23 protein-coding genes are annotated in these 25,561 nt (G+C 71.3%); 11 read left to right on the top strand and 12 right to left on the bottom strand.

Features of this window, described 5'->3' with window-relative positions; all coding sequences use genetic code 11:
* The first annotated feature begins 113 nt into the window (after window positions 1–113).
* From ACFUPX_RS29760 to ACFUPX_RS29745, 4 genes are all read left to right on the top strand, one after another.
* Window positions 114–722, top strand: coding sequence for a DJ-1/PfpI family protein (locus ACFUPX_RS29760; RefSeq protein WP_383329373.1), 609 nt, complete (start codon window positions 114–116; stop codon window positions 720–722).
* Entirely contained in the window at window positions 719–1,213 is a 495-nt protein-coding gene (locus ACFUPX_RS29755; RefSeq protein ID WP_383329371.1) for a MarR family winged helix-turn-helix transcriptional regulator, read from the top strand. Before ACFUPX_RS29760 ends, ACFUPX_RS29755 begins: the two co-directional genes overlap by 4 nt.
* Window positions 1,214–1,292: 79 nt before the next feature.
* Window positions 1,293–3,242: a serine/threonine-protein kinase gene (locus tag ACFUPX_RS29750; RefSeq protein ID WP_383329368.1), complete on the top strand. Its 1,950-nt coding sequence runs from the start codon at window positions 1,293–1,295 to the stop codon at window positions 3,240–3,242.
* A 134-nt stretch (window positions 3,243–3,376) separates the two neighbouring features.
* A complete protein-coding gene (locus ACFUPX_RS29745; protein ID WP_383329364.1) occupies window positions 3,377–4,933 on the top strand; it encodes a substrate-binding domain-containing protein in 1,557 nt (518 codons plus the stop codon).
* Between the two features lie 68 nt (window positions 4,934–5,001).
* On the opposite strand, the gene ACFUPX_RS29740 is transcribed toward ACFUPX_RS29745, so the two are convergent.
* Entirely contained in the window at window positions 5,002–6,285 is a 1,284-nt protein-coding gene (locus tag ACFUPX_RS29740) for an adenylosuccinate synthase (RefSeq protein ID WP_383329361.1), read from the bottom strand.
* 163 nt (window positions 6,286–6,448) lie between these two features.
* On the opposite strand from ACFUPX_RS29740, the gene ACFUPX_RS29735 reads away from it, so the two are divergent.
* Window positions 6,449–7,297, top strand: a complete 849-nt coding sequence (locus tag ACFUPX_RS29735; RefSeq protein WP_383329358.1) for a diacylglycerol kinase family protein — start codon at window positions 6,449–6,451, stop codon at window positions 7,295–7,297.
* A gap of 48 nt (window positions 7,298–7,345) precedes the next feature.
* Here ACFUPX_RS29735 and ACFUPX_RS29730 read toward each other — a convergent pair whose 3' ends face one another.
* Window positions 7,346–7,849: a GbsR/MarR family transcriptional regulator gene (locus tag ACFUPX_RS29730; protein ID WP_383329355.1), complete on the bottom strand. Its 504-nt coding sequence runs from the start codon at window positions 7,847–7,849 to the stop codon at window positions 7,346–7,348.
* Between the two features lie 92 nt (window positions 7,850–7,941).
* On the opposite strand from ACFUPX_RS29730, the gene ACFUPX_RS29725 reads away from it, so the two are divergent.
* The 5 genes from ACFUPX_RS29725 (at window position 7,942) to ACFUPX_RS29705 (ending at window position 14,030) form a co-directional block, all read left to right on the top strand.
* Window positions 7,942–8,850, top strand: a complete 909-nt coding sequence (locus ACFUPX_RS29725; RefSeq protein ID WP_383329352.1) for an ATP-binding cassette domain-containing protein — start codon at window positions 7,942–7,944, stop codon at window positions 8,848–8,850.
* Window positions 8,847–10,463 (top strand): ABC transporter permease, encoded by a 1,617-nt coding sequence (locus tag ACFUPX_RS29720; RefSeq protein ID WP_383329349.1) that lies wholly within the window; start codon window positions 8,847–8,849, stop codon window positions 10,461–10,463. Before ACFUPX_RS29725 ends, ACFUPX_RS29720 begins: the two co-directional genes overlap by 4 nt.
* Window positions 10,464–10,609: 146 nt before the next feature.
* Complete coding sequence (locus ACFUPX_RS29715; protein WP_383329346.1) at window positions 10,610–11,935, top strand: sensor histidine kinase; 1,326 nt, start codon at window positions 10,610–10,612, stop codon at window positions 11,933–11,935.
* Entirely contained in the window at window positions 11,932–12,600 is a 669-nt protein-coding gene (locus ACFUPX_RS29710) for a response regulator (RefSeq protein WP_383329343.1), read from the top strand. The genes ACFUPX_RS29715 and ACFUPX_RS29710 overlap by 4 nt, the downstream gene beginning before the upstream one ends.
* 215 nt (window positions 12,601–12,815) lie before the next feature.
* Entirely contained in the window at window positions 12,816–14,030 is a 1,215-nt protein-coding gene (locus ACFUPX_RS29705; RefSeq protein WP_383329340.1) for a cytochrome P450, read from the top strand.
* Between the two features lie 37 nt (window positions 14,031–14,067).
* On the opposite strand, the gene ACFUPX_RS29700 is transcribed toward ACFUPX_RS29705, so the two are convergent.
* From ACFUPX_RS29700 to ACFUPX_RS29655, 10 genes are all read right to left on the bottom strand, one after another.
* Window positions 14,068–14,946, bottom strand: coding sequence for an alpha/beta hydrolase (locus ACFUPX_RS29700; RefSeq protein WP_383329337.1), 879 nt, complete (start codon window positions 14,944–14,946; stop codon window positions 14,068–14,070).
* A gap of 144 nt (window positions 14,947–15,090) precedes the next feature.
* Window positions 15,091–16,305, bottom strand: a complete 1,215-nt coding sequence (kynU, locus tag ACFUPX_RS29695) for a kynureninase (RefSeq protein ID WP_383329334.1) — start codon at window positions 16,303–16,305, stop codon at window positions 15,091–15,093.
* The gene (locus ACFUPX_RS29690; RefSeq protein WP_383329331.1) at window positions 16,298–17,119 is read right to left on the bottom strand and encodes a tryptophan 2,3-dioxygenase family protein; all 822 of its coding nucleotides are present in this window, start codon (window positions 17,117–17,119) and stop codon (window positions 16,298–16,300) included. Before ACFUPX_RS29690 ends, kynU begins: the two co-directional genes overlap by 8 nt.
* A 157-nt stretch (window positions 17,120–17,276) precedes the next feature.
* Window positions 17,277–17,690, bottom strand: coding sequence for a DUF3151 domain-containing protein (locus ACFUPX_RS29685; protein WP_383329328.1), 414 nt, complete (start codon window positions 17,688–17,690; stop codon window positions 17,277–17,279).
* A 92-nt stretch (window positions 17,691–17,782) separates the two neighbouring features.
* Window positions 17,783–18,814: a class II fructose-bisphosphate aldolase gene (gene fbaA, locus ACFUPX_RS29680; RefSeq protein ID WP_383329325.1), complete on the bottom strand. Its 1,032-nt coding sequence runs from the start codon at window positions 18,812–18,814 to the stop codon at window positions 17,783–17,785.
* A 155-nt stretch (window positions 18,815–18,969) separates the two neighbouring features.
* Window positions 18,970–19,521, bottom strand: coding sequence for an orotate phosphoribosyltransferase (pyrE, locus tag ACFUPX_RS29675; protein WP_383329322.1), 552 nt, complete (start codon window positions 19,519–19,521; stop codon window positions 18,970–18,972).
* A 10-nt stretch (window positions 19,522–19,531) separates the two neighbouring features.
* Window positions 19,532–20,335 carry an aldose 1-epimerase gene (locus ACFUPX_RS29670; protein ID WP_383329319.1) on the bottom strand — a complete coding sequence of 268 codons (804 nt, stop codon included), beginning with the start codon at window positions 20,333–20,335 and terminating at the stop codon, window positions 19,532–19,534.
* Window positions 20,336–20,512: 177 nt separating this feature from the next.
* Window positions 20,513–21,304, bottom strand: a complete 792-nt coding sequence (locus ACFUPX_RS29665; RefSeq protein WP_383329316.1) for an SRPBCC domain-containing protein — start codon at window positions 21,302–21,304, stop codon at window positions 20,513–20,515.
* A 46-nt stretch (window positions 21,305–21,350) separates the two neighbouring features.
* Window positions 21,351–22,919: a polyamine aminopropyltransferase gene (locus tag ACFUPX_RS29660; protein ID WP_383329313.1), complete on the bottom strand. Its 1,569-nt coding sequence runs from the start codon at window positions 22,917–22,919 to the stop codon at window positions 21,351–21,353.
* 152 nt (window positions 22,920–23,071) lie between these two features.
* Window positions 23,072–23,590, bottom strand: coding sequence for a DUF2617 family protein (locus ACFUPX_RS29655; protein WP_383329310.1), 519 nt, complete (start codon window positions 23,588–23,590; stop codon window positions 23,072–23,074).
* Between the two features lie 708 nt (window positions 23,591–24,298).
* Between ACFUPX_RS29655 and ACFUPX_RS29650 the strand changes: the two genes are divergently transcribed.
* Window positions 24,299–25,507 carry a pyridoxal phosphate-dependent aminotransferase gene (locus ACFUPX_RS29650; RefSeq protein WP_383329307.1) on the top strand — a complete coding sequence of 403 codons (1,209 nt, stop codon included), beginning with the start codon at window positions 24,299–24,301 and terminating at the stop codon, window positions 25,505–25,507.
* Window positions 25,508–25,561 lie beyond the last annotated feature (54 nt).

The raw sequence follows: 25,561 nt of genomic DNA, 5'->3' as shown, positions 1-25,561 counted from the left end.
CCCTCCGTGCGAGTTAACGAACCGGACCCGCTCCAACACGCCCTTTCCCCATTCCCCACGCCTCCCCCGCCTCCCCTATTGACAGCATGCTGCCATTTTGACAGGATGCAGTCATGACCTCAAACAGTGAGTTCGCGCCCGTGCACCTCGCCGTCTACGACACGCTCGCCGACTGGGAGACCGGCTACGCCACCGCGTTCCTCGCCCGCGCCGGGTATGAGATCCGCACCGTGGCCGCCGACTCGCTCGACCCCGTCACGACTGCGGGCGGCGTCCGCATCCAGCCCGACCTGACCCTCGCCGACCTGCGGCCCGAGGACAGCGCGCTGCTGATCCTGCCGGGCGCCGACCTGTGGGACGCGGGCGACGACCTCGCCCCCTTCGGCCGCGCGGCCCGCGCGTTCCTCGACGCGGACGTGCCGGTCGCCGCGATCTGCGGGGCCACCGCCGGGCTCGCCCGCGAGGGGCTGCTCGACGAGCGCACGCACACCAGCGCGGTGTCGTTCTACCTCGCGGCCACCGGATACAAGGGCGCCGAGCGGTACGTGGACGTCGACGCCGTCACGGACGGCAGGCTGACCACGGCGGGCCCGACCGAGCCCGTGGCCTTCGCCCGCGAGATCCTCGGGCGGCTCGGCGCCTTCGAGGGCGCGAAGCTGGACGCGTGGTACCGGCTGTTCCACGACTCGGACGCGTCGGCGTACGAGGTGCTGGAGTCATGAGCACCGACAACGAACGGGTCCGGAACCCGGACCGGGAACAGCAGGACCTCTTCTCCCGCACCGCCCTCACCACATTCCGGCTGAACGGCCAACTCCTCTCCCTGGCAGAGGAGTTGGCCAAGCCGGGCGGCCTCACCGCCGCCTGGTGGCAGGTGCTCGGGGCCGTCCTGCGCGAGCCCCTGCCCGTCGCCGGGATCGCCCGCGCGATGGGCATCACCCGGCAGAGCGTGCAACGCATCGCCGACCTCCTCGTACAACGCGGCCTCGCCGAGTACGCACCGAACCCGGCCCACCGCCGCGCCAAGCTCCTGCGCCCCACGGAAGAGGGCCTGTCCGCCGTCCAGAGGATCGACCCCGGCCACGCGCATATCGCCGCGCGCCTCGCGAACGCACTCGGAGAGGAAGAGTTCGCGGAAACCGTACGAGTGTTGGAGCGGCTCTCCGGCGTCCTGTCCGACCTGGATACGGAACAACCCGTTACGGAGCCGTAGCAGGCAGTCCGTGCCCCGATGTCCTGTCGCCCCACTATCCTCGATCTGTTGCACACCAACGGGGGAGGTCGGCGCGGCGATGGAGAAGCTGGGGCCCGGGGATCCGCAGCGAATAGGCGTCTATCGGCTGCTCGCGCGTCTTGGCGCGGGCGGTATGGGACATGTCTATCTCGCGCGATCCGACCGGGGACGTACGGTCGCGGTGAAGCTGGTGCGTGAAGAGCTGGCCGAGCAGGAGGAGTTCAGGAACCGCTTCCGGCAGGAAGTGCAGGCGGCGCGGCGGGTGGGTGGCGCGTGGACGGCGCCGGTGCTCGACGCGGACACCGATGCGACGATCCCCTGGCTCGCCACGGGGTATGTCGCGGGGCCCTCCCTCCAGAGCGTCGTCTCGCACGACCACGGGCCGTTGCCCGAGCGGTCCGTGAAGATACTGGCGGCCGGGCTCGCCAACGCCCTCAAGGACATTCACGCGGCGGGGCTCATCCACCGCGACCTCAAGCCGTCGAACGTGCTCGTCACGATCGACGGGCCCCGCGTCATCGACTTCGGCATCGCCCGCGCGCTCGAAACGGTGACGGACGGCGGTCTGACCCGCACCGGCGCCCTCGTGGGCTCGCCCGGTTTCATGGCGCCCGAGCAGGTGCGGGGCGACCGGATCACCCCGGCGTGCGACGTGTTCTGCCTGGGCTCGGTCCTCGCGTACGCGGCTTCGGGCGCGCTGCCGTTCGGCACGTCCAACAGCGGTGTGCACGCCCTGATGTTCCGCATCGCGCAGGAGGAGCCGGATCTGGAGGGGCTGCCGGAGGAGCTGGCCGAGCTGGTCGGCGACTGCCTGCGCAAGAACCCCGCGGACCGGCCTACGCTGGAGCAGCTTCTGGAGCGTACGGGCGCGGAGGACACGCTCGGCGACGGCGGCCGGACGCGGGATCCCTGGCTGCCGGGTGCGCTCGTCGCCCAACTGGGGCGCCATGCCGTGCAGTTGCTGGACACGGAGGATCCGGACGAGGGTGGCGGCGCGGCGGCTCCGTCCGCGAAGGGCGCGGTTGCGCCGGTCTCCCTCGCGCCGCCCAAGGAGCTGACGGCCGGGAGCGCGGGCGCAGGAGTCGGGGGCGGGGTCGCTGCCGCCGCCGGGGCTGGAGCCGCAGCCGCAGCCGCAGCCGCCAAGTCCGAAGCCGTCGACGGCGACACCCCGCCACCGCCGGGCAGACCGGGCAACGCCCCCTTCGACCACCTCCCCACGATGATCACCGGCCAGACATCGGCACCGCCGACTCCCCCGCCGGGCCCGGCCTACGGCTACCCCCAGCAGCAACACCCTCAACAGCAGCTGCCACCGCCGCCGCCCGGCTACGGATATCCCCAGCAACAAGGCCCCTACGGACCCACACCCCCGTACGGCCCCCTCGTCCACCCCCAGGGCGAGCCCCCGCGCCGCAGCGGTCGGTCCACCGCCGCGCTCATCGCGGTGGCCGTCATAGTGGCCATAGGAGCGGGCGGCACGGTGTACGCGGTGATGAAGGGCGAGGGCAGCACCAAGGCGGGCGGCGCGAACTCCAAGTCGCCCTCCGACAGTGCCCCTTCCACGCCGGGCACACCCTCCGACGACAACAACGGGCCGGATCCCGAGACCCCGCCCACCTCCCCCGCGTCCAAGGACGGGGACAAGGACAAGGAGGGCACTGTCCCGGACGGCTTCGTCGGCACCTGGAGCGGCTCCATCGAGAACGACCTGGGGCACAACTCGCGCCGGCTCGTGCTCCAGCAGGGCGAGGTCGGCGACACCGTCGTGTCGATCACGGCGGACGGCCCGACCGACACGGGCGGCACGTACCACTGCGTGTTCCAGGGCAAGTTGGAGTCGGCGAGCGGCAACACCCTGCGCATAGGGCCGACGGACGTGATCGTCGGGCAGCCCGCGAGCTCCTGCAGACCGGGCCAGCCGAGCACGGTCACCCTCCTCGCCAACGGCAGGCTGCACCGGGAGAACACCGGCACGGACAAGGGGCTCACCTACGACAAGGAGGGCTGAGGCGGCTCCGAACCGGTCGCGCTCGGCTCCCCAACTGCCGTCCGGCGAGCAGTAGTTGAACCACGGGCGAACATCAGCCGTCCGGGCGGCCAAGCGCCGCCCGGCGGTTCACCCCGCCGCCTACCGTGCCGCCCATGAACTGGTTGGGCACCGAAAACACCATCGCCGTGCTCGCCATCCTGGTCGGTATCGCCGGTGCGTTCGTCCCCGTACTGCTCGAACGCCGCGTACCGCGCCGCAAGCGCATCGGCTACCGCAAGCAGATGGACACGGCGATAGGCGACAACGTCCGTACGGGCGACGCGAACGCGCGCCTCGGCCTCTTCGACGAGGCCCCGGAGATGTCGGACGCCACGCTGGTGCTCCTGCGCGTCGAGAACGACGGCTCGCTGCCGGTCGACGTCGCCGACTACACGGGCCGCTCGCCGCACGGCCTGACCGCGGTCTTCGAGACCCGCACGATCCGCGCGGTGGCGGTGACGCTGCCGCCCGAGGCCGACCACCTGATGGAGCACTTCGCGCCCGGCACGGGTCTCGGCTACGAGGACAACAGGCTGCACATCCCGCGCGTGCCGCTCAACCGGGGCGAGTACTACAAGCTCCTCGTCCTGCTGACCGGCGGCCCCGTGGACACCGGCTACACCGTCATCGGCGGCATCCAGGGCGGCGAGACGCACGAGAACCACAGCGCGGCCCCCGACGAGAAGCCGCCGGTGTTCAGCAGGCTCTCGCAGCGGGTGGCCATCGCGCTGAGCCTGGTCATCCTCGGCCTCGCGGGCCTCATCCTGCGGCCCGACGCCGAGCCGCCACCGTCGTACTGCGAGCGGGGCACGCTGACGCTGACGGGGTCGACGGCGTTCGAGGAGGTCGCGGCCGAGCTGGCGGAGAAGTACATGGAGGCCTGCGACGGATCGACGATCAAGGTGAGCGCGCACGGCAGCCGGGGCGGCATAAGGGAGTTGGCGGCCATGGATGCCGGTCCCGGCGGAGGAAAGAGCGACAGCGCGAGTGGGTCGCCGCCCGTGATCGCCTTCTCCGACGGGCCGCGCCCCGCCAGCTACCGGCAGTTGACCGAGACGAGAGTGGCGGTCTCCCTCTTCGCCCTCGTCCTGAACGACGGCGTACCGCTCAAGAACCTCTCGACGCGCGACGTCGGCCGCATCTTCACGGGCGAGATCCGCAACTGGAACCAGCTGCCCGGCGGCCCGGACCGCCCGGTCGTCCTGGTGAGCCGGGGTTCCAGCTCCGGCACACGGGTCACCCTCCAGAAGCGGGTCCTCAAGGGCGCCCCGGAGATCCAGGAGTCGTCCAGCGACTGCCTGACCAAGGACATCAGCCCGTCGGCCCCCGTCATCCGCTGCGAACTCGACGACACGGACCAGGTCCTGGACACCGTCGCCGCCACTCCGGGCGCGATCGGCTACAGCGAGCTGCGCAACACGACCACGCTCAAGAGGACGCACCGCCTGAACCTGGACGGCCATGCCCCGTCCATCGACCACATCCAGTCCAGCGGCTATCCCTACCGCGAGATCGAGTACGCCTACACCTACGGCCGCCCGCCCGCCGACTCCCTGGCGTCGAGCTTCCTGGCGTACGCGATCCGCGGGAACGGACAGGACGTCGTCCGCACCCACGGGCACCTGCCGTGCCAGACGCCCGTGGGACTGCGGATGTGCGGGAAGGACTGAGCCGCCGCACGAGACGTACCGCCGGATACCTCCAGAGGTACTGGAAGTACTGGAGGTATCCGAGGTACCTAGATGAACGAGTTGATCTCGATCGTCTCGGTACGGCCCGGACCCACGCCGATCGCGGAGATCGGCGCGCCGGACATCTCCTCCAGCGCCTTCACGTAAGCCTGCGCGTTCTTCGGCAGGTCGGAGAAGGTCTGCGCCTTGGTGATGTCCTCGGACCAGCCGGGCAGCATCTCGTAGACCGGCTTCGCGTGGTGGAAGTCGGTCTGGTTGTACGGGAGTTCCTCGACGCGCTTGCCGTCGATCTCGTACGCGACGCAGACCGGGATCTGCTCCCAGCCCGTCAGGACGTCCAGCTTCGTGAGGAAGAAGTCCGTCAGGCCGTTCACCCGGGTCGCGTAGCGCGCGATCGGCGCGTCGAACCAGCCGCAGCGCCGGTCGCGGCCGGTGGTGACACCGCGCTCGCCGCCGATGCGGCGCAGGTCCTCGCCGTCCTGGTCGAAGAGCTCGGTCGGGAACGGGCCCGCGCCGACACGCGTGGTGTACGCCTTCAGGATGCCGATGACGCGGCTGATCTTCGTCGGGCCCACGCCCGTACCCGTGCAGGCGCCGCCCGCGGTCGGGTTCGACGAGGTGACGAAAGGGTACGTGCCGTGGTCCACGTCCAGGAGCGTGCCCTGGCCGCCCTCGAACAGGACGACCTTGTCCTCGTCGAGCGCGTTGTTGAGGATCAGGGTCGTGTCGGCGACGTACCGCTTGATGTTCTCGCCGTGCTCAAGGAGCTGCTCGACGATCTGGCCGGTCTCGATCGCGCGGCGGTTGTACAGCTTGGTGAGGAGCTGGTTCTTGACCTCCAGGGCCGCCTCGACCTTCTGCTCCAGGATCGACTGGTCGTAGAGGTCCTGGACGCGGATGCCGGTGCGGTTGATCTTGTCGGCGTACGTCGGGCCGATGCCACGGCCGGTCGTGCCGATCTTGCGCTTGCCGAGGAAGCGTTCCGTCACCTTGTCGACGGTCACGTTGTACGGCGTGATGATGTGCGCGTTACCGCTGATCAGCAGCTTCGACGTGTCGACGCCGCGCTCGTTCAGACCGCTCAGCTCGGAGAGCAGGACCGACGGGTCGACGACGACTCCGTTACCGATGACGGGCACGCAGTCCGGGGAGAGAATCCCGGAAGGGAGGAGATGCAGCGCGTACTTCTGGTCGCCTACGACGACCGTGTGGCCGGCATTGTTGCCGCCCTGGTAACGCACTACATAGTCCACGGAGCCACCGAGCAGGTCAGTGGCCTTTCCCTTGCCTTCGTCACCCCACTGAGCACCGAGCAGCACAAGTGCGGGCACAGGCGTACACCCCTTCCGGGCGGGGCATGTCCAAGGTCAGGGGCCGTAGCCGCCATATGGGTGTGCCTTGGATGCTGCCCCGGAATAGACGAAGCCCCTGGCGCAATAGCGCAAGGGGCTCTTGCACAAAGATGCTACCCGAGGACCTCGAGAAGGGGCGCACGTGTCGGCTCGCGACCAGCTGCTAGTCGTCATCGATTCGGTCGCCCGGCGCACGGACGGTGAGTCGGTACGGATCGCGAAGGACGTGCTCGGCGCGGGCGCCGCCGTCCGGGTATGTCTGCCCGAAGGACCCGAGGAATTCGCGAAAGCCCTGGCCAGAAGGGGTGCGCGACGTCCTGTGGTGATCGGCGACGACCGGGCTCTGCTGCGTGCCGTCGCCGCTCTGCACCGCGAGCGCGAGCTCGGTTCGTGCGCGGTCTCGGTCGTTCCGGTCGGGGCGGTCCAGGTTCTTTCCCGGTCGCTGGGAGTGCCCGCGGGACCCGTCGCGGCGGCCCGCGCGGTGCTCGAAGGGGCCGAGCGGCGGCTGGATCTGCTCGTCGACGACAGCGACGGGGTGGTCCTGGGGAACCTGCGGATCCCGCCCGTCACCGCTTCCGCGTCCGCCTCCGCCGCCCCGTCCGCATCGGGGAGCACGGCGATGGACGGCCACCCCTGGCTGCGGACGTGCCAGTCCTTCGTACGCACCCTCGCGCGCCCTTCGCGCGTGGCGTCGGCGCCCGGTCCCGCGCCCGCGCGGCTGCGGGTGGAGGCGGACGGCGTGCTCGTGGTGGACCTGGACCAGCCGGTGGAGGGGGTCTCGGTGCGTCCGGGGGCCGACGGCTTCGCGGAGGTCGAGGTCCGGCCCACCTCGGTGGGCGCGGCGGCCGAGGCACTGCGGGTGCGGGCGCGGACGATCACGGTGTCCGGGGCGGACTTCCGCTACCGGGCGGACGCGGTGGTCGGCGGGCCCGTGCGGACACGGACGTGGTCGGTGCGGGCCCATGCGTGGGGCTTGATACTGCCCCGGTGAGGGACCGGAGCCCCTGGGGGAGGCAGGCGGCCGACGCACCCTGCCGTCCTACTTGCCGCCGTACAAAGTCTCCTTGTGCACCCGCCACCGCTCCAGCACCCCCGCGAACTCCAGCTGCAGGAACTCGAAGAAGGCGAGGGTCTCGGCCAGGCGTTCGCCCGCCGGGGTGTCGTGGCCGAGGCTGGTGACGCCGTCGCGCAGGGCCGACTCCCAGCGCTTGAGCACCCCGTCGCGGCTGGCCAGCGCCTCGTACCACTGGTTGCTGTGCACCCGGAAGATGTCCCGCCGGGAGCCGGGCTCGCGCTCGCGGATCACCATGTGCTGCTGCGTGAGGTAGCGGACGGCGCCCGACACCGCCGCCGGGCTGACCTGAAGCTGCTTCCCGATCTCCGCCGAGGTCAGCGCTCCCGAGTCCGACGTGAGGAGCGCCGCGAAGATCCTCGCCGGCATCCGCGTCATGCCCGCGTCCACCAGCTGCGCGGCGAACTGCTCCACGAAACGTGAGACGACCTCGTCGTCACGTACCGCCTCTTCGTCGGACCCCTTGAGCATCTGCCGATCATCTCCCGTGAGTGGTGGCCGTGGTCAAGTTTATGCGATTCCTTAACTTCACAAGTTTGTGAAAAGAGCGTACGTTCTGAAACATGACGAAGGCAATCACCGTCTCCGGACTGCACAAGTCGTTCGGACGGACGCACGCGCTCGACGGCCTCGACCTCGACGTGGAGAGCGGCGAGGTCCACGGCTTCCTCGGCCCGAACGGCGCCGGGAAGTCCACGACCATCCGGGTCCTGCTCGGCCTGCTGCGCGCCGACTCCGGCGCGTCCCAGCTCCTGGGCAAGGACCCGTGGCACGACGCGGTCGCCCTGCACCGGCGGGTGGCGTACGTACCGGGTGACGTCACCCTGTGGCGCAACCTCTCCGGCGGCGAGGTCATCGATCTCTACGGGAAGCTGCGGGGCGGCCTCGACCAGGGGCGCAGGGCCGACCTCATCGAGCGGTACGAACTCGACCCGACCAAGAAGGGGCGTACGTACTCCAAGGGCAACCGGCAGAAGGTCGCCCTCGTCGCCGCCTTCGCCTCCGACGTCGACGTGCTGATCCTCGACGAGCCGACCTCCGGGCTCGACCCGCTCATGGAGGAGGTCTTCCAGGCCTGCGTCGAGGAGGAGCGCGACCGGGGCCGCACCATCCTGCTCTCCTCGCACATCCTCAGCGAGGTGGAGTCGCTCTGCGACCGCGTCAGCATCATCAGGCAGGGGCGGACCGTCGAGACCGGGTCCCTCGCCGACCTGCGCCATCTGACGCGGACCAGCGTCACCGCCGAGCTCGCGGCGCCGCCCAACGGGCTCGGGCGGCTGCCCGGCGTCCACGACGTCGACGTATCCGGCAAGCGCGTCAAGCTCCAGGTCGACACCGACAAGCTGGACGCGGTGCTGCGCGCGCTCACCGAGTCCGGGGTCCGCTCGCTCCTCTCCACGCCGCCCACCCTCGAGGAGCTCTTCCTGCGGCACTACCAGGACGACGTCGGCCAAGGGGCGGTCGCGCGATGACCGCCGTGGCCCAGACGTCCGGGTTCGTGCGGCGCTCCGGAGGGACGCGTCAACTCGCCGGTACGGGCGCTCTGCTGAGGCTCGCCCTGCGCCGCGACCGCGTCATGCTGCCCGTCTGGGTCCTCATCGTCGCCGGTGTGGTCCTCGCGATGCCGGGCGCTCTGGAGCAGACGTACGGCACGGCCGCCGAGCGGGCCGAGGCCATGCGGTCCATGAACGCCAACTCCTCGATGCGGGCGCTGTACTCGCCGGTGTTCGGGGACTCCATCGGCGCGCTCTCCACCTGGCGCATCGGCGTCTGGGCCGCGATCCTCGCCGCCGTGATGAGCCTGATCGTCGTCGTACGGCACACGCGCGACGAGGAGGAGACGGGGCGCCAGGAGATGCTCTCCGCCGCGATGGTCGGGCGGCGCGCACCGCTGACCGCCGCGCTGCTCGCCGCGTTCGTGGCCGACGCGGCGGCGGGGGTGCTGATCGTCGGCGGCATGGCCGGGCGCGGCTCGGCCGGGGCGCTCGCGCTCGGGCTCGGCGTCGCGGGCACCGGCATGCTCTTCGCCACCATGGCGGCGATCATTGCCCAGCTCACCCAGAGCGCGCGGCTCGCCAAGGGGCTCACCGCCGGGGTGCTCGGCGCGGCGTACGTGCTCAAGGCCGCCGGTGACGCCGGGGCCGGGGACGGCGAGTCCGTGCTGACGTGGCTCTCCCCGCTCGGGTGGGTGGAGAACATCCGCGCCTACGCCGGTGAGCGGTGGTGGGTGCTGCTCCTGACCGCCGGCGCGATCGTGGTGCAGGGCGCGGGCGCGTACGGCCTGGCCGGGCGGCGCGACGTCGGCATGGGCTTCCTGCCGACCCGGCCGGGACCCGCGAGGGGCACGCTCGCCACCGCGGGCGGGCTCGCGTGGCGGCTGCAGCGGGGCAGCGTGCTCGGCTGGGTGCTCGGCTTCCTGGTCTGCGGCGTCGTCTTCGGCGGGATGGTGGAGGGCGCGGCGGACATCGTCGGGGACAACGAGAGCACCCGGGACATCATCGAGCGGATGGGCGGCAGGACCGGCATCACGGAGGCCTTCCTCGCCACGATGGTCGGCATGCTCGGCATGATCGCTTCGTTGTACGTCGTCGCTTCGGTGCTGCGGGTGCACGGCGAGGAGACCTCGCAGCGGGCGGAGCCGGTCCTCGCCAACGCGGTGGGGCGGCTGCGGTGGGCCTCGGGCCATCTGGCCGTCGCGTTCGGCGGTGGGCTGCTGCTGATGCTGGTGGGCGGGTTCGCTCTCGCCCTCGGGTACGGGCAGGACCTCGGGCCGATCCTGGGGGCGTGCCTGGTGCAGGTGGCCGCGATCTGGGCGCTCGGCGGGCTCGCGGTGCTGCTGGTGGGGGCGTTCCCGCGGGCGGCGGTCGCTGCCTGGGGGGTGGCCGGGGTCAGCCTGGCGATCGGGTGGATCGGCCCCGCGCTGAATCTTCCGCAGCCGGTGATGGATCTCTCGCCCTTCGGTCACCTGCCGAAGCTGCCGGGATCCGCGATGGCGTGGGGGCCGGTGGCGGTGCTTCTGGCCGTCGCGGTGGTCTTGGTGGCCGCCGGTCTCGCGGGGCTGCGGCGCAGGGACATGACCAGCTGACGCGGGCTCCTGAACGTGCGGCGCCCCCGGCCGGTGGCCGACCCCGGGGCGCCGCCTCGTACCCCCGCGTAGTACCTGCGACGGACCCCCGAGAACCCCTCCCTGGCGGGACGACCCCCACCCCCGGCACCCGTACCTTCGTAAGCGTGACTGATGCGACCAAGACCGCCCCCGGCAATACCCGCAGCCCGGAGTACCGCCTGACCGTGGGCGCGCTCGCAGGGCTTCGGCAGGACCTGTTCCGTGACGCCTTCGCCTACCGCCCGCTGCCCGCCATGCGTACGGACGGGCCGCTGAGCCGGCGGCTTCCGGCCCGTATACGCCCGTACGCCGCCTGGACCCCGCATGCCGTGGTCGCGCTGGCCGCCCTGTTCGTGTACTCGACCGCCCCCGTCAACGGCAGCGGGATGGGGGCGATACTCACCGGCATCCTGCCGGCCGTCGCCGTCCTCATGACCCTGATGAGGCCTGTCGGCGCCTGGTGGTTCTCGCTGGCGACCACCCCGTTCATCGCCGTCATCGCCATGTCGTCGGACGGCTGGCCGTGGACGGACAGCTCGTTCGTCTCGCACATCGTCGTCATGACGGTGGTCGCCGTGCGGACCCGCCCGCGTGCCGCCGCGTGGATGTGGGCCCTCACGGCCGGCTACGGCGTCTTCGCCGAGGTCTTCATGGGCGCGGGCGCGTACGGCAGCGACATGCCGCAGATGCTCTTCTTCTCCGCGCTCACCCTCGTCACCGTCTCCCTCCTGCACATCCGCCGGGAGGCCAAGCACGAGGTCAGCGTCCAGCGGACGGTCACCGCGATCGAGCGCGACAAGCGCACGCTCCTGGAGGAGCGGACGACGATCGCGCGCGAGCTGCACGACGTCGTCGCGCACCACATGTCCGTGGTCGCCATCCAGGCCGAGGCCGCGCCCTACCGCGTCGAGAACCCGCCGCCGGAGCTGGAGCAGGCGTTCGTCACGATCCGCGAGAACGCCGTGGCCGCGCTGACGGAGCTGCGCCGCGTCCTCGGTGTCGTACGCGCGGAGGACTACGAGGCGCCGGACGCCCCGCAGCCCACCCTCGGCGACCTGGACCGGCTGATCGCCAATGTCGGCGAGACCGGCCTAGGCGTCGAGAAGGTCGTCACCGGCGCGGTCCGCGAACTGCCGCAGGGCGTCGAGCTCTCCGCGTACCGCATCGTCCAGGAGGCGCTGAGCAACACCCTGCGGCACGCGCCCGGCGCCACGGCCCGCGTCGAGGTCGGCTACGTCCTGGGCGGCCTGGGGCTGCGCATCGTCAACGGACCCGCGACCGGCCTGGTCAAGCCCTCCCCCGGGGCGGGCCACGGGCTCACCGGCATGCGGGAGCGTGTCACGATGCTGGACGGCGAGATGACGACCGAGGAGACCGCCGACGGCGGCTACGAAGTCACCGTCTTCCTGCCGGTCGCGTCCGCGTCGGAACCCACCGGAGGCCAGGAATGACGATCCGCGTACTGATCGCCGACGACCAGATGATGGTCCGCGAGGGCTTCTCCGTGCTGCTCAACGCGATGCCGGACATCGAGGTCGTCGGGGAGGCGCTCAACGGGCGCGAGGCGGTCGACCGCGTCCGCGAACTCGCTCCGGACGTCGTCCTGATGGACATCCGCATGCCCGTCATGAACGGCATCGAGGCGACCCGCGAGATCGTCGCGGCCGACGTGGCGTCGAAGGTCCTCGTCCTGACCACCTTCGACCTCGACGAGTACGTCTACCAGGCGCTGCGGGCGGGAGCGTCGGGCTTCCTCCTCAAGGACGCCTCGGCCCGTCAACTGGCCGACGGCGTACGGGTGGTGGCCGCGGGCGAGGCGCTCCTCGCCCCCTCCGTGACGCGCCGCCTCATCACGGAGTTCTCCAAACTGGGCGAGACACCGCGGCTCTCGGCGACGGTCCAGGCACAGCAGTACGGCGAGCTCACCGAGCGCGAGACGGAGGTGCTCGTCCTGATCGCCCAGGGCCTGTCCAACTCGGAGATCGCCTCGCGCCTGGTCGTCGCCGAGTCCACGATCAAGACCCACGTGAGCCGCATCCTGGTGAAACTGGGCCTGCGGGACCGCACCCAGGCGGCGGTCTTCGCCTACGAGGCCAAGCTGGTCACCCCCGGCTGACACCTTCCTGTCCGAACGGGTCGAAGGCCAGCGTCCCCTCCATGAACCTCCCCCTCCCTTCACCCCCCGGGCTCAACTCTCGACGCACCCCTCGCACCCCTCGCACGACTCGGCGCCGGCGCGCCTCCCCGGCCGCGGGATGCTGCGCCGGACTCCATCCGCCGAGCAGTGGGCTGCCCTTTCCGGCCGAGCCGACAACGCATAACGTCCCCTCCATGGACTTCCCCCCTCCCTTCGCCCCCTGGTCACCGGAGTTCATCGCCGATCCCTACCCGGCCTACGCGCAGCTGCGGGACGCCGGGCGGGTGCACTACTTCGGGGGGACCGATCAGTGGCTGATCCCGCACCATGGCGACGTGTCGGCCCTGCTGCGGGACCGGCGGCTCGGGCGGACCTATCTGCATCGGTTCACCCACGAGGAGTTCGGGCGGCAGGCGCCGCCGCCCGAGCACGAGCCGTTCCACGTCCTGAACGACCACGGCATGCTCGACCTGGAGGCGCCGACCCACACCCGCATCCGGCGCCTGGTGGCGAAGGCGTTCACCCCGCGTACGGTGGAGCAACTCAGGCCGTACGTGGAGGAGTTGGCGGACCGGCTCGTGCGGGAGCTGGTGGCCGACGGGGGCGGTGACCTCGCCGCTCGCGTCGCCGAACCGCTGCCGGTCGCCGTCATCGCGCAGATGCTCGGCATCCCGGAGTCCGACCGGGAGCAGCTGCGGCCCTGGTCGGCCGACATCTGCGGGATGTACGAGCTGAACCCGTCCGAGGAGACCGCGGGGCGGGCCGTGGGCGCCTCGCTCGAATTCTCCGCCTACCTTCGCGAACTCATCGCCGTACGACGCGAGAAGCCCGGCGACGATCTGATCTCGGGGCTCATCGCCGCGTACGAGGACGGGGAGTCCCTCAGCGAGCAGGAGATGATCTCCACCTGCGTGCTGCTGCTCAACGCGGGGCACGAGGCGACGGTCAACGCCACCGTCAACGGCTGGTACGCGCTCTTCCGCAACCCCGGGCAGCTGGCCGCCCTGCGCGCGGATCCCGGGAGTCTTATCCCCACCGCCGTGGAGGAGTTGATGCGGTACGACACGCCGCTCCAGCTCTTCGAGCGGTGGGTCCTTGACGACATCGAGGTCGCCGGCACCGTGATCCCGCGCGGCAGCGAGGTCGCCCTCCTCTTCGGCTCGGCGAACCACGACCCCGCGGTGTTCACCGCCCCCGCCGAACTGGACCTGACCCGCACCGAGAACCCGCACATCTCCTTCAGCGCGGGCATCCACTACTGCATCGGCGCACCCCTGGCCCGCATCGAGCTCGCCGCGTCACTCGGAGCGCTGCTCCGCCGGGCCCCCGGCCTGACGCTCGCCGCGGAGCCGGAACGGAAGCCGAACTTCGTGATCCGGGGGCTGCGGGAGCTGATCGTGGAGGTCTGAGGCCCGTGGCCGCACGCCGATCCCCGCAGCCGCGCGCTCAGAACGCCAGCTGTGCGATCTCCTCCGCCACCACCGCGCACGCGTCGGCCGCCGGGTCGATCAGCGGGAAGTGGCCGACCTCTTCGAGGAGCGTGACGCCGACGACCTCGCCCGCCTTGGCCGCCGCGTCCGCGTACGCCTCGGCGACCGCCTGCGGCACGACGATGTCCGTGCGGCCCTGGACGACCGTCGTGGCGATGCCGGTCGGCAGCAGGGCCGCCGGGTCCGCGTGCGGGAGGCGTTCGTCGAACTTGGCTTCTCCACCCAGGAGTTGGAGCGGGGCGTCCGAGCAGACGCCCAGCTCCCGCGCCGCGCGGAAGTCGGCGATGGGCGCGAGCGCGACGACGCCACGGAAGGCGGGCGGGCGGCCGGTGCGCCAGGGGGAGCCGGTGGGCAGCACATGACGGGAGGCGACCCAGAGCGCGAGGTGGCCGCCTGCGGAGTGGCCGGTGACGACGATGCGGCGGACGTCGGCCGACGGCAGGACTTCGGCCACCAGAGCGGGCAGCGCGTCGAAGGCCGCGGCGACGTCGTCGAACGTCTCCGGCCAGCGGCCCGCGGCGGGGCCGCCGCCCTGGACGGGGATCGAACTCCCGCGCCGGTACTCGACGTTGGCCACGGCGAAGCCCCTTCTGGCCAGGAAGTCCGCGAAGGGGGTGAGGTGCTGCCGGTCGTACGGGGCCCGCCAGGCGCCGCCGTGCAGGATGACGACGAGGGGGGCGGGGGTCTCCGTGACGATCCGGGGTTCGTAGAAGTCGACCACCTGGTCGGGGTGTTCGCCGTACGCGGCGGTGGCGTCGGGCGTCACCGCGGGGTGCGAGAAAGCGGCGTCGGCCTCGGCGGCATCGCGGGATACGGCTGCGGCGTCGTCCGGCATGCGACAACCTCTCTGCGGGGGTGCGGGGGTGCGGGAGTGCTGTTCTTTTGATCTTCCCCTACCCCGCCCGTCACCGATACCGGGGATCCGCCCCGAACCCCGCTCCATGAAGGGGCGGGGTCCGGGGACGGAACCCGGTCGAGGCTACCGGCCGGTGGCGTCACCGAGCGTCCGCGCGAGCACACCCGCGGCCCGCTCCACGTCGGCGAAGCCCACGTACAGCGGCGTGAAGCCGAACCGCAGCACGTCCGGCGCCCTGAAGTCGCCCACCACGCCCCGCTCGACGAGACGCCGCATGACGTCGCCCGCGTCGGCACACCGCAGAGCGACCTGACTGCCCCGCTCGCCGTGCGCCGCCGGGGTGATCACCTCGACCCTGCCCTCGGGGACGTAGGCCCGTACGCACTCGACGAAGAAGTCCGTCAGGGCGAGGGACTTGGCCCGTACCGCCTCGATGGACACCCCGTCCCAGACGTCCAGCGCCGCGTCGAGCGCCAGCATCGAGAGGATGTCGGGCGTACCGACCCGGCCCCGCACGGCGCCTTCCGCGGCCTCGAACTCCGGCCGCATCCCGAAGGGCTCCGCGTGCGAGTTCCAGCCGGGCAGCGGGGAGTCGAAACGGGGCTGCAGATCCGCCCGTACGTAGAGGTAGGCGGGTGAGCCGGGCCCCCCGTTCAGGTACTTGTAGGTGCACCCGACGGCGAGGTCCACGCCGTGCTCGTCGAGCCCGACCGGCAGCGCTCCCGCGGTGTGGCACAGGTCCCACACCACGAGCGCGCCCGCGTCGTGCACGGCCGCCGTCAGTCCCGGCAGATCGTGCAGGCGCCCGGTGCGGTAGTCGGCGTGGTTGAGCAGGACGACCGCCGTGCGCGGGCCGAGCACGTCGCGCACCTCGCCCGGTGCGACCGGCACCAGACGGCAGCCGGTCAGCCGCGCGGCGGACTCGGCGATGTACCCGTCCGTGGGGAACGTCGTGGCGTCAACGACGATCTCGTCGCGCCCCTCGGCCGAGTCACGGGCCATGCGTACGGCCGCGACCAAGGCCTTGAAGACGTTCACGCTCGTCGAGTCGCCGACGACGATCTGGCCGGGGGCGGCGCCCACGAGGGGGGCTATGCGGTCGCCGATGCGCTCGGGGGCGGTCCACCAGCCGCTTTCCTCCCAGGAGCGGATGCGGAGCCGGCCCCACTGGCGGGTGATGACGTCCGCGACGCGGGCCTGGACGACTGCGGGGAGCGCGCCCAGCGAGTTCCCGTCCAGGTAGACCGTGTCGTCCAGGACGAACTCGCCCCTCTTTCCAGCGAGTTCATCCTCGGCATCCTTCTTCGCCGCTTGCGCCTGGAGATCGGCGTCAGACATGGCTCCTCGCAGTCCACAGCTCGGGGAACACGTTCTTCGTCGCGCGCTTCTCCAGCCAGGCCACGCCCGCCGAGCCGCCCGTACCCGTCTTGGAGCCCATCGCGCGGCGGGTCGCCACCAGGTGGTCGTTGCGCCAGCGCCACACCAGCTCGCCGACGTCCGTCAACACCTCGCCCAAGCGGGCGAGTTCGGCGCTCTCGTCGCCGGAGTAGAGGTCGGTCCACACCTTCTCGACCTCGGGCGAGGGCTCGTACCTCTGCGTCAGGTCACGCTGGAGCACGGCGGTCGGCACGGCGTGGCCGCGGCGGGCGAGCAGCGCGAGGACCTCGTCGTACAGGCTCGGCTCGTGGAGGGCCTTCTCCAGCTCCGCGTGGACGCGCGGGGCGCCCTTGTGCGGCACCAGCATGGACGCGGACTTGTCGCCGAGCAGGAACTCCATGCGGCGGTACATCGCGGACTGGAATCCGGATCCCTCGCCGAGCGCGGAGCGGTAGGAGTTGAACTGCCCGGGGGTCAGCTGGGCGAGCGGGCGCCAGGAGGCGTTCAGCGCCTCCAGCTCGCGCAGGCTTCGCTTGAGCGCGGCCACGGCGGTGGGGATGTCGTCGCGGCGCAGGGCGTGCGACGCGGTCTCCCACTCGTGCACGATGACCGTGAACCACAGCTCCATCACCTGGGTGGTGACCAGGAAGACCATCTCTCCGGGGTCGTCCGAGCGCAGGTGCTGGAGGTGCGTGAGGACGTCCGCCTGGACGTAGTCCTCGTAAGGGGTGGTTCCTGCGAAGTCGAGGTTCGGGGTGTCCGCCTCTTGGGACATCGCGATCTCCTTGATACGTACTACGGGTAGCGGTCCGCCCCTGCCGTTACCGACACGGGGGCCCCGGTCCCCACCGGCATCCTCCGCAACATCCCACAAAACGGCAAGACCTGCCTGGTCACAGCGGCGTCCAGGCAGGTCACGTACGTGTCGGGTGCTAGCCCAGGGTCTCGGCGGCCGTCTCCGAGGAGTCCCGCAGGAAGCCGGCGCAGCGCTCGTACTCCTCCTGCTCACCGATCGACTGCGCGGCGCGGGCGAGGCCGTGCAGGGCGCGCAGGAAGCCGCGGTTGGGCTCGTGCTCCCACGGCACCGGGCCGTGGCCCTTCCAGCCCGCGCGGCGCAGCGAGTCGAGGCCGCGGTGGTAGCCGGTACGGGCGTACGCGTACGACTCGACGACGCTGCCGCGCTCGAACGCCTCGTCGGCGAGCTGCGCCCAGGCGAGCGAGGAGGTGGGGTACTTCGCGGCGACGTCGGCGGGCGCCGCGCCGTTGGCGAGCAGCTCGCGCGGCTCCGGGTCGTCGGGCAGGTGGGTCGGGGGCGGTCCCCCGAGCAGATCCTTGTGAATGGCCATGGGTTCCAGTCTGCGCCATGGCGCGGCATGCGAAGGGCCCGGTACCCCGTCCTGGAACGGGATACCGGGCCCTTCGACCGGAACAACCGGCCTTACTTCAGCTTCGTGCCCGTGGAGCGCAGGTTCGCGCACGCCTCGGTGATGCGCTTGGCCATGCCCGCCTCGGCGGCCTTGCCCCAGGTGCGGGGGTCGTACGTCTTCTTCGAGCCGACCTCGCCGTCGACCTTCAGGACGCCGTCGTAGTTCTTGAACATGTGGTCCGCGACGGGACGCGTGAAGGCGTACTGCGTGTCCGTGTCGAGGTTCATCTTCACGACGCCGTTCTCCAGGGCGGTCGCGATCTCCTGCGCGGTGGAGCCGGAGCCGCCGTGGAAGACGAAGTCGAAGGGCTGCGCGCCGGCGGCCTTGCCGTGCTTGGCGGCGACGCCCTCCTGGAGGTCCTTGAGGAGCTCGGGGCGCAGGACGACGTTGCCCGGCTTGTAGACGCCGTGGACGTTGCCGAAGGACGCGGCCAGGAGGTAGCGGCCCTTCTCGCCCAGGCCCAGGGCCTCGGCCGTACGCAGCGCGTCGTCGACGGTCGTGTACAGCTCGTCGTTGATCTCGTGCGTGACGCCGTCCTCCTCGCCACCGGTCGGGGTGATCTCGACCTCGAGGATGATCTTCGCGGCGGCGGCCTTCGCGAGCAGCTCCTGGCCGATGGCCAGGTTGTCGGCGAGGGTCTCGGCGGAGCCGTCCCACATGTGCGACTGGAAGAGCGGGTTACGACCGGCCTTGACGCGCTCGGCGGAGACGTCGATCAGCGGGCGGACGTAGGTGTCCAGCTTGTCCTTGGGGCAGTGGTCGGTGTGCAGCGCGACGGTGATGTCGTACTTCGCGGCGACGATGTGCGCGAACTCGGCGAGGGCCACGGCGCCCGTCACCATGTCCTTGTTGTGCTGGCCGCCCAGGAACTCCGCACCACCGGTGGAGATCTGGATGATGCCGTCGCTCTCGGCCTCCGCGAAGCCGCGCAGTGCGGCGTGCAGCGTCTGCGAGGAGGTCACGTTGATGGCCGGGTAGGCGAACTTGCCTGCCTTCGCCCGGTCGAGCATCTCGGCGTAGACCTCGGGAGTTGCGATGGGCATGTGTCCGCTCCTTGTGATGTGCGGGTGTGTGCTTGGCCCTGACCTAAGGGGGCGACGTCATCGTCGCCCCCATCTTTCCAGACTTGCCGGGCGGCTCAGGCCGACCGCCACATACTGGAGCGGACCCGGCTCCGGTCCACCGGGCCGGTGCGGGCCTAGTCCAGGCCGAGGTCGTCCTTGGAGTACGCGAAGAGGTACGGCACCCCGGCGCCCTCGGTGATCTTCTCGCCCGCGCCCGTGGCGCGGTCGACGATGGTCGCGACGCCGACCACTTCGCCGCCGGCCTCGCGCACGGCCTCGACGGCGGTGAGCGGGGAGCCACCGGTGGTGGAGGTGTCCTCGACGACGAGAACGCGGCGCCCCTTGATCTCCGGGCCCTCCACGCGGCGCTGCATGCCGTGCGCCTTGGCGGCCTTGCGTACGACGAAGGCGTCCAGCCGCTTGCCGCGGGCCGCGGAGGCGTGCAGCATCGCGCCGGCGACGGGATCGGCGCCCATGGTGAGGCCGCCCACGGCGTCGAAGTCGAGATCGGCGGTGAGGTCGAGCAGCACCTGGCCGACCAGGGGGGCGGCCTCGCCGTCGAGGGTGATGCGGCGCAGGTCGATGTAGTAATCGGCTTCGAGACCCGAGGAGAGGGTCACCTTGCCGTGCACCACGGCCTTGTCCTTGATCTGCTGCAGCAGGGCGCCACGTACGTCGTCAGTCATGCCTGTCAGCTTAAAGCCGCTGGAGCCGCGACCAGGTCCAGGTCGTCGACGCCTCAAGGGGCTCGATGGGGGTGACGAGGCGGGGCAGGGTGTTGAGCCCGTTGGGCGGGCCGGTCTGCGGCTCGACGCACACGGCGGCTTCCTGCTCGTCGTAGACGACGACCCACTGCTCGCGGCTCTTCACCTTGAGCTCGATCTGCTCGGGCCAGGTCAGGGTGACGTCGACGCCGTCGGGCATGCCGAAGCAGTCGTCCCAGGGGCCGGGGGCGGGGGCGATGCGGTGGCCGGTGGGGAGGTGGTCGTCGCCGCGCTCCTCCTGCCAGGCGGGCGCGAAGTCGACCCGTACGTCTTCTCCGGTCCCCAGGTTCCGGTTGAACCACGGGTGCCAGCCCGCCTGGGCCGGGAAGGAGTCGCCGTACGTCTCGATGCCGAGCGTGAGGGTGAGGGCGTCCTCGGTGAGCGAGACGATCTGGGTGACGCGGCCTTCGTAGGGCCAGGGGTCGGTGAGGTCGTACGTGAACGCGGCCTCCGCCTTGCCCGCGCGGGCGGTGCGCCAGGCTGCGTCCCTGGCGAAGCCGTGGATGGCGTGGGGCGGGGAGTTCAGGGGCATCTGGTGGGGCGTGCCGCCGTTGCGGAACCTGCCGTCGCGGATGCGGCCGACCCAGGGGGCCATGGGGAAGCAGCCGTAGCGTTCGCCCTGCCGCAGCAGCTCCACGCCGCCGAGCCTGAAACTCCCCACCCGGCAGCCGTTCCCCGCCTGCACGGTAACTTCCGCGTCGCCCGCGGTCAGTGTCACGTCATCGTCGCTACTCACGGGGCCGAGCCTACGGGCAAGGACTTCTCCCCTACCCCGGACCTACCTGGGGCTCCGCCCCAGACCCCGCTCCTCGAACGCCGGAGGGGCTGAATCTTTCAGCCGTCCGGCGCTTGAGGACGCCCCCGCGCAGCGGGTTTTCGGGAAGGGGCGGGGTCGGGGACTGTTCTGTTCTGTTCACTGCCTACGACGCAACGCCCGCCCCACGACGATCGCCGAGGCCAGCACCACCGCGGCAGCGGGCGCGGCCCACCGCAGCGTCGCGCTGGTGGACATCGAATCGGCGGCGGGCGCGGGTGCGTACCGCCCCCGGGGCGGTGCGTGGTCGACCTCCTCCGCGCTACGGCCGATCATCGTCCGCCGGGCATGAGCCGCTTCCGCGGGCGGCACCAGAATGTCCTCCACATCCACGTCCACATCGACATCGGCGTCGGCGTCCTCGTCGAGCGACGACGGCGGCACGTCCGTCTCGAAGACGGTGACCTCCTCGACCGGCTCGACGGGCTCGACGGGCTCGACCACAACAGGCTCAGACTCAGGCTCCGCCCCCCGCCCCAGCCCCTCCGCAAAGCGATCAAGCAGCCGCCGCACCGCGCCCTCCACAGCCTGTGGAGAACTTTCGGCGACGCGCCCCTCCCCCGCCCCCGTGCCGGAGAAGATCACCTTCGTCCCGTCGTCGGCGGAATCCAGCCGCACCAGCAGCGAAAGCTTCACGGAGCCGCCGCCTCGCACCTCCACGCCCTCGCCCTCGATCGCGAAGGACCCGTCACCCCGCGGAGCGACACGCGCCGCGCCGCGGTACGTGATCGTGTGGCCGCCGACCCGCACCTTGAGGCGGCCGGAGAGCGGCGAGGCGGACTCGTCCGCGTCGCGCTGAAGTCCGGGCACCGCCCCAGCGACCTGCTCGGGATCGCCCAGCACCTGCTGAAGACGGTCGGCGGGAACCGGAACGAACACCTCATGCTCCATGGCAGCCGAGCCTACCCACGTGGCCGACACCATGTACGTCAGTTCGTCAGTTCGCGTACCGCGGGTGCACCAGAGTGGAGGGGGTCAACCCCCGCATCCGCGTCCGTTCGGCGGATGCCACCCCCACCCGCAGCAGTCCGGCCGTCCGGGGCGGCCCGAGGGCGGGGCGGGATCCGGCCGCGAGGACGAAGCCCCAGTCGCGCGGAGCCGACGCGCCGTCCACCGTCCGGTCGGGGCCGGCGGCGAACCCGGAGACCCTGCCGCCCACGCGGTACGGCTCGGTCCGCAGCCCCGCGGCCCGCAGCGTCGCCTCCACGGTCCAGAAGACGCGGGGCCGCGCGGCGAAGGGGCCCGCGTGCACGGAGAGGCGGCCGCCGTCGGCCAGCGCCCGCCGCGCGAGGCCGTAGAACTCCTGGGAGTAGAGCTTGGTGCTCGCGGTGATGCCGGGGTCGGGCAGATCGGAGATCACCACGTCGTACGTACGAGGGGGCGAGCGCAGCCAGCGGAACGCGTCGGCCTGCACCACCCGCACCCGGGGATCGCGGTACACCTGCTCGTTCAGCTCGCTCAGCGCCGGGTCGCGGCGGGCCAGCCGCACGACCTCCGGGTCGAGTTCGACGACGTCCACCCGCCGCACCCCCGTGTGCCGCAGCACCTCGCGCGCCGCGAGCCCGTCGCCGCCGCCCAGGATCAGCACGCGCGCCCGGCTGCCGTTCATCGCGGGGCCGACCAGCGCCCGGTGGTAGCGGTGCTCGTCACGGCCGCTGACCCGCAGGCGCCCGTCCAGGTAGAGGTCGAGCGAATCGTGCCGGCCGCCGGTGAGGACCACTTCCTGGACGTCGGTCTGGACGGCGACCCGGACGTCCTTGCCGTAGACCGCCCGCCGCGCCGCCGCCTCGAAGTCGCCGACGAGCACGGCGGCGGCCGCGAGCAGACCGAGGACGGTGACGTTGGCGACGACCAGCGCCCAGCGGCCGCGCGCGCTCAAGTCGTGCCGGAACAGGCCGAAGACGAGGGCGCCGCCCGCGAGCGCGTTGACCGCGCCGGTGATCAGCGCCCCGGACAGCTGGCCGAGCAGCGGGAGCAGCAGGAAGGGGAAGGCGAGGCCGCCCACCAGCGCGCCCACGTAGTCGGCGGCGAACAGGTCGGACACCGCGCCGCTGGGGTCCTGCCGCCGCACCCGCTGGATGAGCACCATCAGGAGCGGCACCTCGGCGCCGATGAGCAGACCGATGGCGAGCGAGAAGGCGACCAGCAGATACCGCGAGCCGCCCGCCCAGACCTCGCCCCGGTCGCCGGTCCAGGCGAACGCCGCGTACAACGCCATGGCGCTCAGCCCGCCGACCAGCGCGAGCGCCGACTCGACGAGGCCGAACCCGGCGGCGGCCCGGCAGCGCAGGCGCTTGGCGAGCAGGGAGCCGATGCCCATGGCGAAGACCATCACCGAGAGGACCACCGAGGCCTGCGTGACCGAGTCGCCGATCAAGTACGTCGCGAGGGCGACGAGTTCGAGTTCGTACACCAGACCGCAGGCCGCGCAGATGAAGACGCCCGCCAGGACGAGGAACCGCCCCGTCCTGGGCGACACGGGTAACTGCGTTGACGGCTCGATCACCTTGGGAACGCTACGTCACCGAACTCTCACGTCCCGTCACCCACAAGGGTGCATCTCGACGTCAGAGGTGTAGACGGGGCGTGGCAAGGGGCACTTGGGGACGCGCGGTCCGGCCCTTGGCCGGAGTGCCGGGAGCGGCCGGGAACCACCGGTCAGATGATCGCCGGCATCCGGACTCCCACGCGGGTGCGCGTCGCGACGAGTTGACCGTCCTGCGGGTAGGCGTGCCAGGTGCGCCACTGCACCGAGCCCTCGTGCCGCTGCGCCAGCATCGCCGTGAACGCGTGCGGGCTGCCGGGGAAGACCCCGGCGAGGCCGTGCGGATGCTCGGCCACCAGGGCGAGCAGCTCCTGGGCGCGGCCCGCGAACTGGCCGCGCGAGAGGGTCTCGACGCGCGCCGCGAATTCGTACTCCCACTCGCCCAGGCGCTTGGACACGCCGAGCGGAAGGGGCGTACTGCTGCCGGGGATGCAGGCGACGGTCTCGGAGCAGGTGCCCTGCTCCTCTTCGAGGAGGACCTGGTGCGATGCCCCCAGGAGTCTCAACTCCAATCTCGCGTCGGCGAGTTCGACTTCGAGCGTGGCGAGCGCGGGCAGCGGCTCGCGCCCGAGGGTCCAGGCAAGGTCCGCGGCGCACGTGTCGGTGTAGACAGTCTTCAGGGTCGTGAGCATGGGTCGGCTCCGCTAACACGCAATGGAGGTGGTGCCGGCGCACCCGGTCGGAGACCGGGAGGTCGGTATGCCGGCTCGTGCCCACGAGGACGCTCTTGGTGTCCAAGTCGTCTGTCCGAGGGCGGTGCTGACGGTTTAGAGGGAATCATGGACTGCTGCACTGCCACTGCGCTTTTACCCAACTTCGGAGGGTTTCCACCCCCGCGGGGGCTGCACAGTTCAACTGTTCAATGCCTCAACGACAAAGTGCCCGCCAGGAGTTGCCTCCCGGCGGGCACTTCAACAGATGGACGGACCAGCTGCCCCGTGTCAGCTGCCTCCGCCACCGCCACAACCGCCACCGCCGCCGCCACAGGAAGAGCTGCCGCCACAGGACGAACCCCCACCACAGGAGCCGCCGCCATGGTGATGGCCGCCACCGTCCCCGCCACCCACCCACCAGCCACCGGAAGCACCCGACGCACCGGCCGCTCCCGAGTGCGTCCCATGACTGCTTCCCCTGCCGGCGTACACCGCGAGTCCGACGACCAGAACCACCGCAACCAACACGAAGACCAAGATCATGACCTTGACGCTCCTTCCGTTCCCCCGAAGCAGGCCCCCCGTGGGTCCGCGTTCTTTTCGCACGTTGTGCTCGTGTGAAAGGGGAATGCCCCCGCGCATGCCGACCCAAAGCAGAGTTGAGGAACTCCAGAGGTTCGGCGCAGGATGGCGGCCATGACCTCCACATCCGGGAGCGGGCGCCCGCTGCTCAATCGCCGCCTTGCCGAGTTCGGTACCACGATTTTCGCCGAGATGTCTGCCTTGGCGGTGAAAACGGGGGCCATCAACCTCGGTCAGGGCTTTCCCGACACGGATGGTCCCGAGGAGATCCGCGAGGCCGCGGTGCGTGCCCTGCGTGACGGGCGCGGCAACCAGTACCCGCCGGGTCCGGGCGTCCCCGAGCTGCGCGCCGCCGTCGCCGGGCACCAGCGCCATCACTACGGGCTCTCGTACGACCCCGACCGCGAGGTCCTGGTCACCGCGGGCGCGACCGAGGCGATCGCGGCGTCGCTGCTCGCCCTGGTGGAGCCCGGTGACGAGGTCATCGCCCTGGAGCCGTACTACGACTCGTACGCGGCCTCGATCGCCCTGGCGGGCGGCAAGCGCGTCCCCGTGACGCTGCGGCCGGACGCCGCCGCGGGACGCTTCCGCCTCGACCTGGACGAGCTGCGCGACGCGATCACGCCGCACACCCGGCTGCTGCTCCTCAACACCCCGCACAACCCGACCGGCACGGTCCTGACCCGCGCGGAGCTCACCGAGATCGCGAAGCTCGCGGTCGAGCGCGATCTCCTCGTGGTCACGGACGAGGTCTACGAGCACCTCGTCTTCGACGACGGGGACGGCACGACGCACATCCCCCTCGCCTCCTTCCCCGGCATGCGCGAGCGCACGGTGACGATCGGCTCCGCGGGCAAGACGTTCTCGTACACCGGCTGGAAGGTCGGCTGGATCACGTCCACGCCCGAGCTGGTGACGGCGGTCCGCTCGGCGAAGCAGTTCCTCACCTATGTGTCCTCGGGCCCGTTCCAGTACGCGATCGCCGAGGCGCTTGCCCTGCCCGACGCGTACTTCGCGTCCTTCCGCGAGAGCATGCGGGCCAAGCGGGACCTCCTGAGCGAGGGCCTCACCGCGGCGGGCTTCGACGTCTACCGGCCGGCGGGCACCTACTTCGTCACGACCGACATCCGCCCCCTGGGGGAGTCCGACGGCTTCGCCTTCTGCCGGGCCCTGCCCGAGCGCGTCGGCGTCGTCGCCGTACCGAACGCGGTCTTCTACGACCACCGGGAGGCGGGCGCGCCGTTCGTGCGGTTCGCGTTCTGCAAGAAGGACGAGGTCCTGGCGGAGGCTGTCTCGCGGCTCAAGTCGCTGTGACACGAAAGCCCGGCAGGGAGGCGTCCACCTGGTGGTGGGCGTCCCTGCCGGGCT

It is taken from the genome of Streptomyces sp. NPDC057302 (genome assembly GCF_042667685.1).
Lineage (GTDB): Bacteria > Actinomycetota > Actinomycetes > Streptomycetales > Streptomycetaceae > Streptomyces.
Note: the sequence above shows the minus strand (reverse complement) of the source record. Positions and strands in the feature narration are given on the sequence as shown.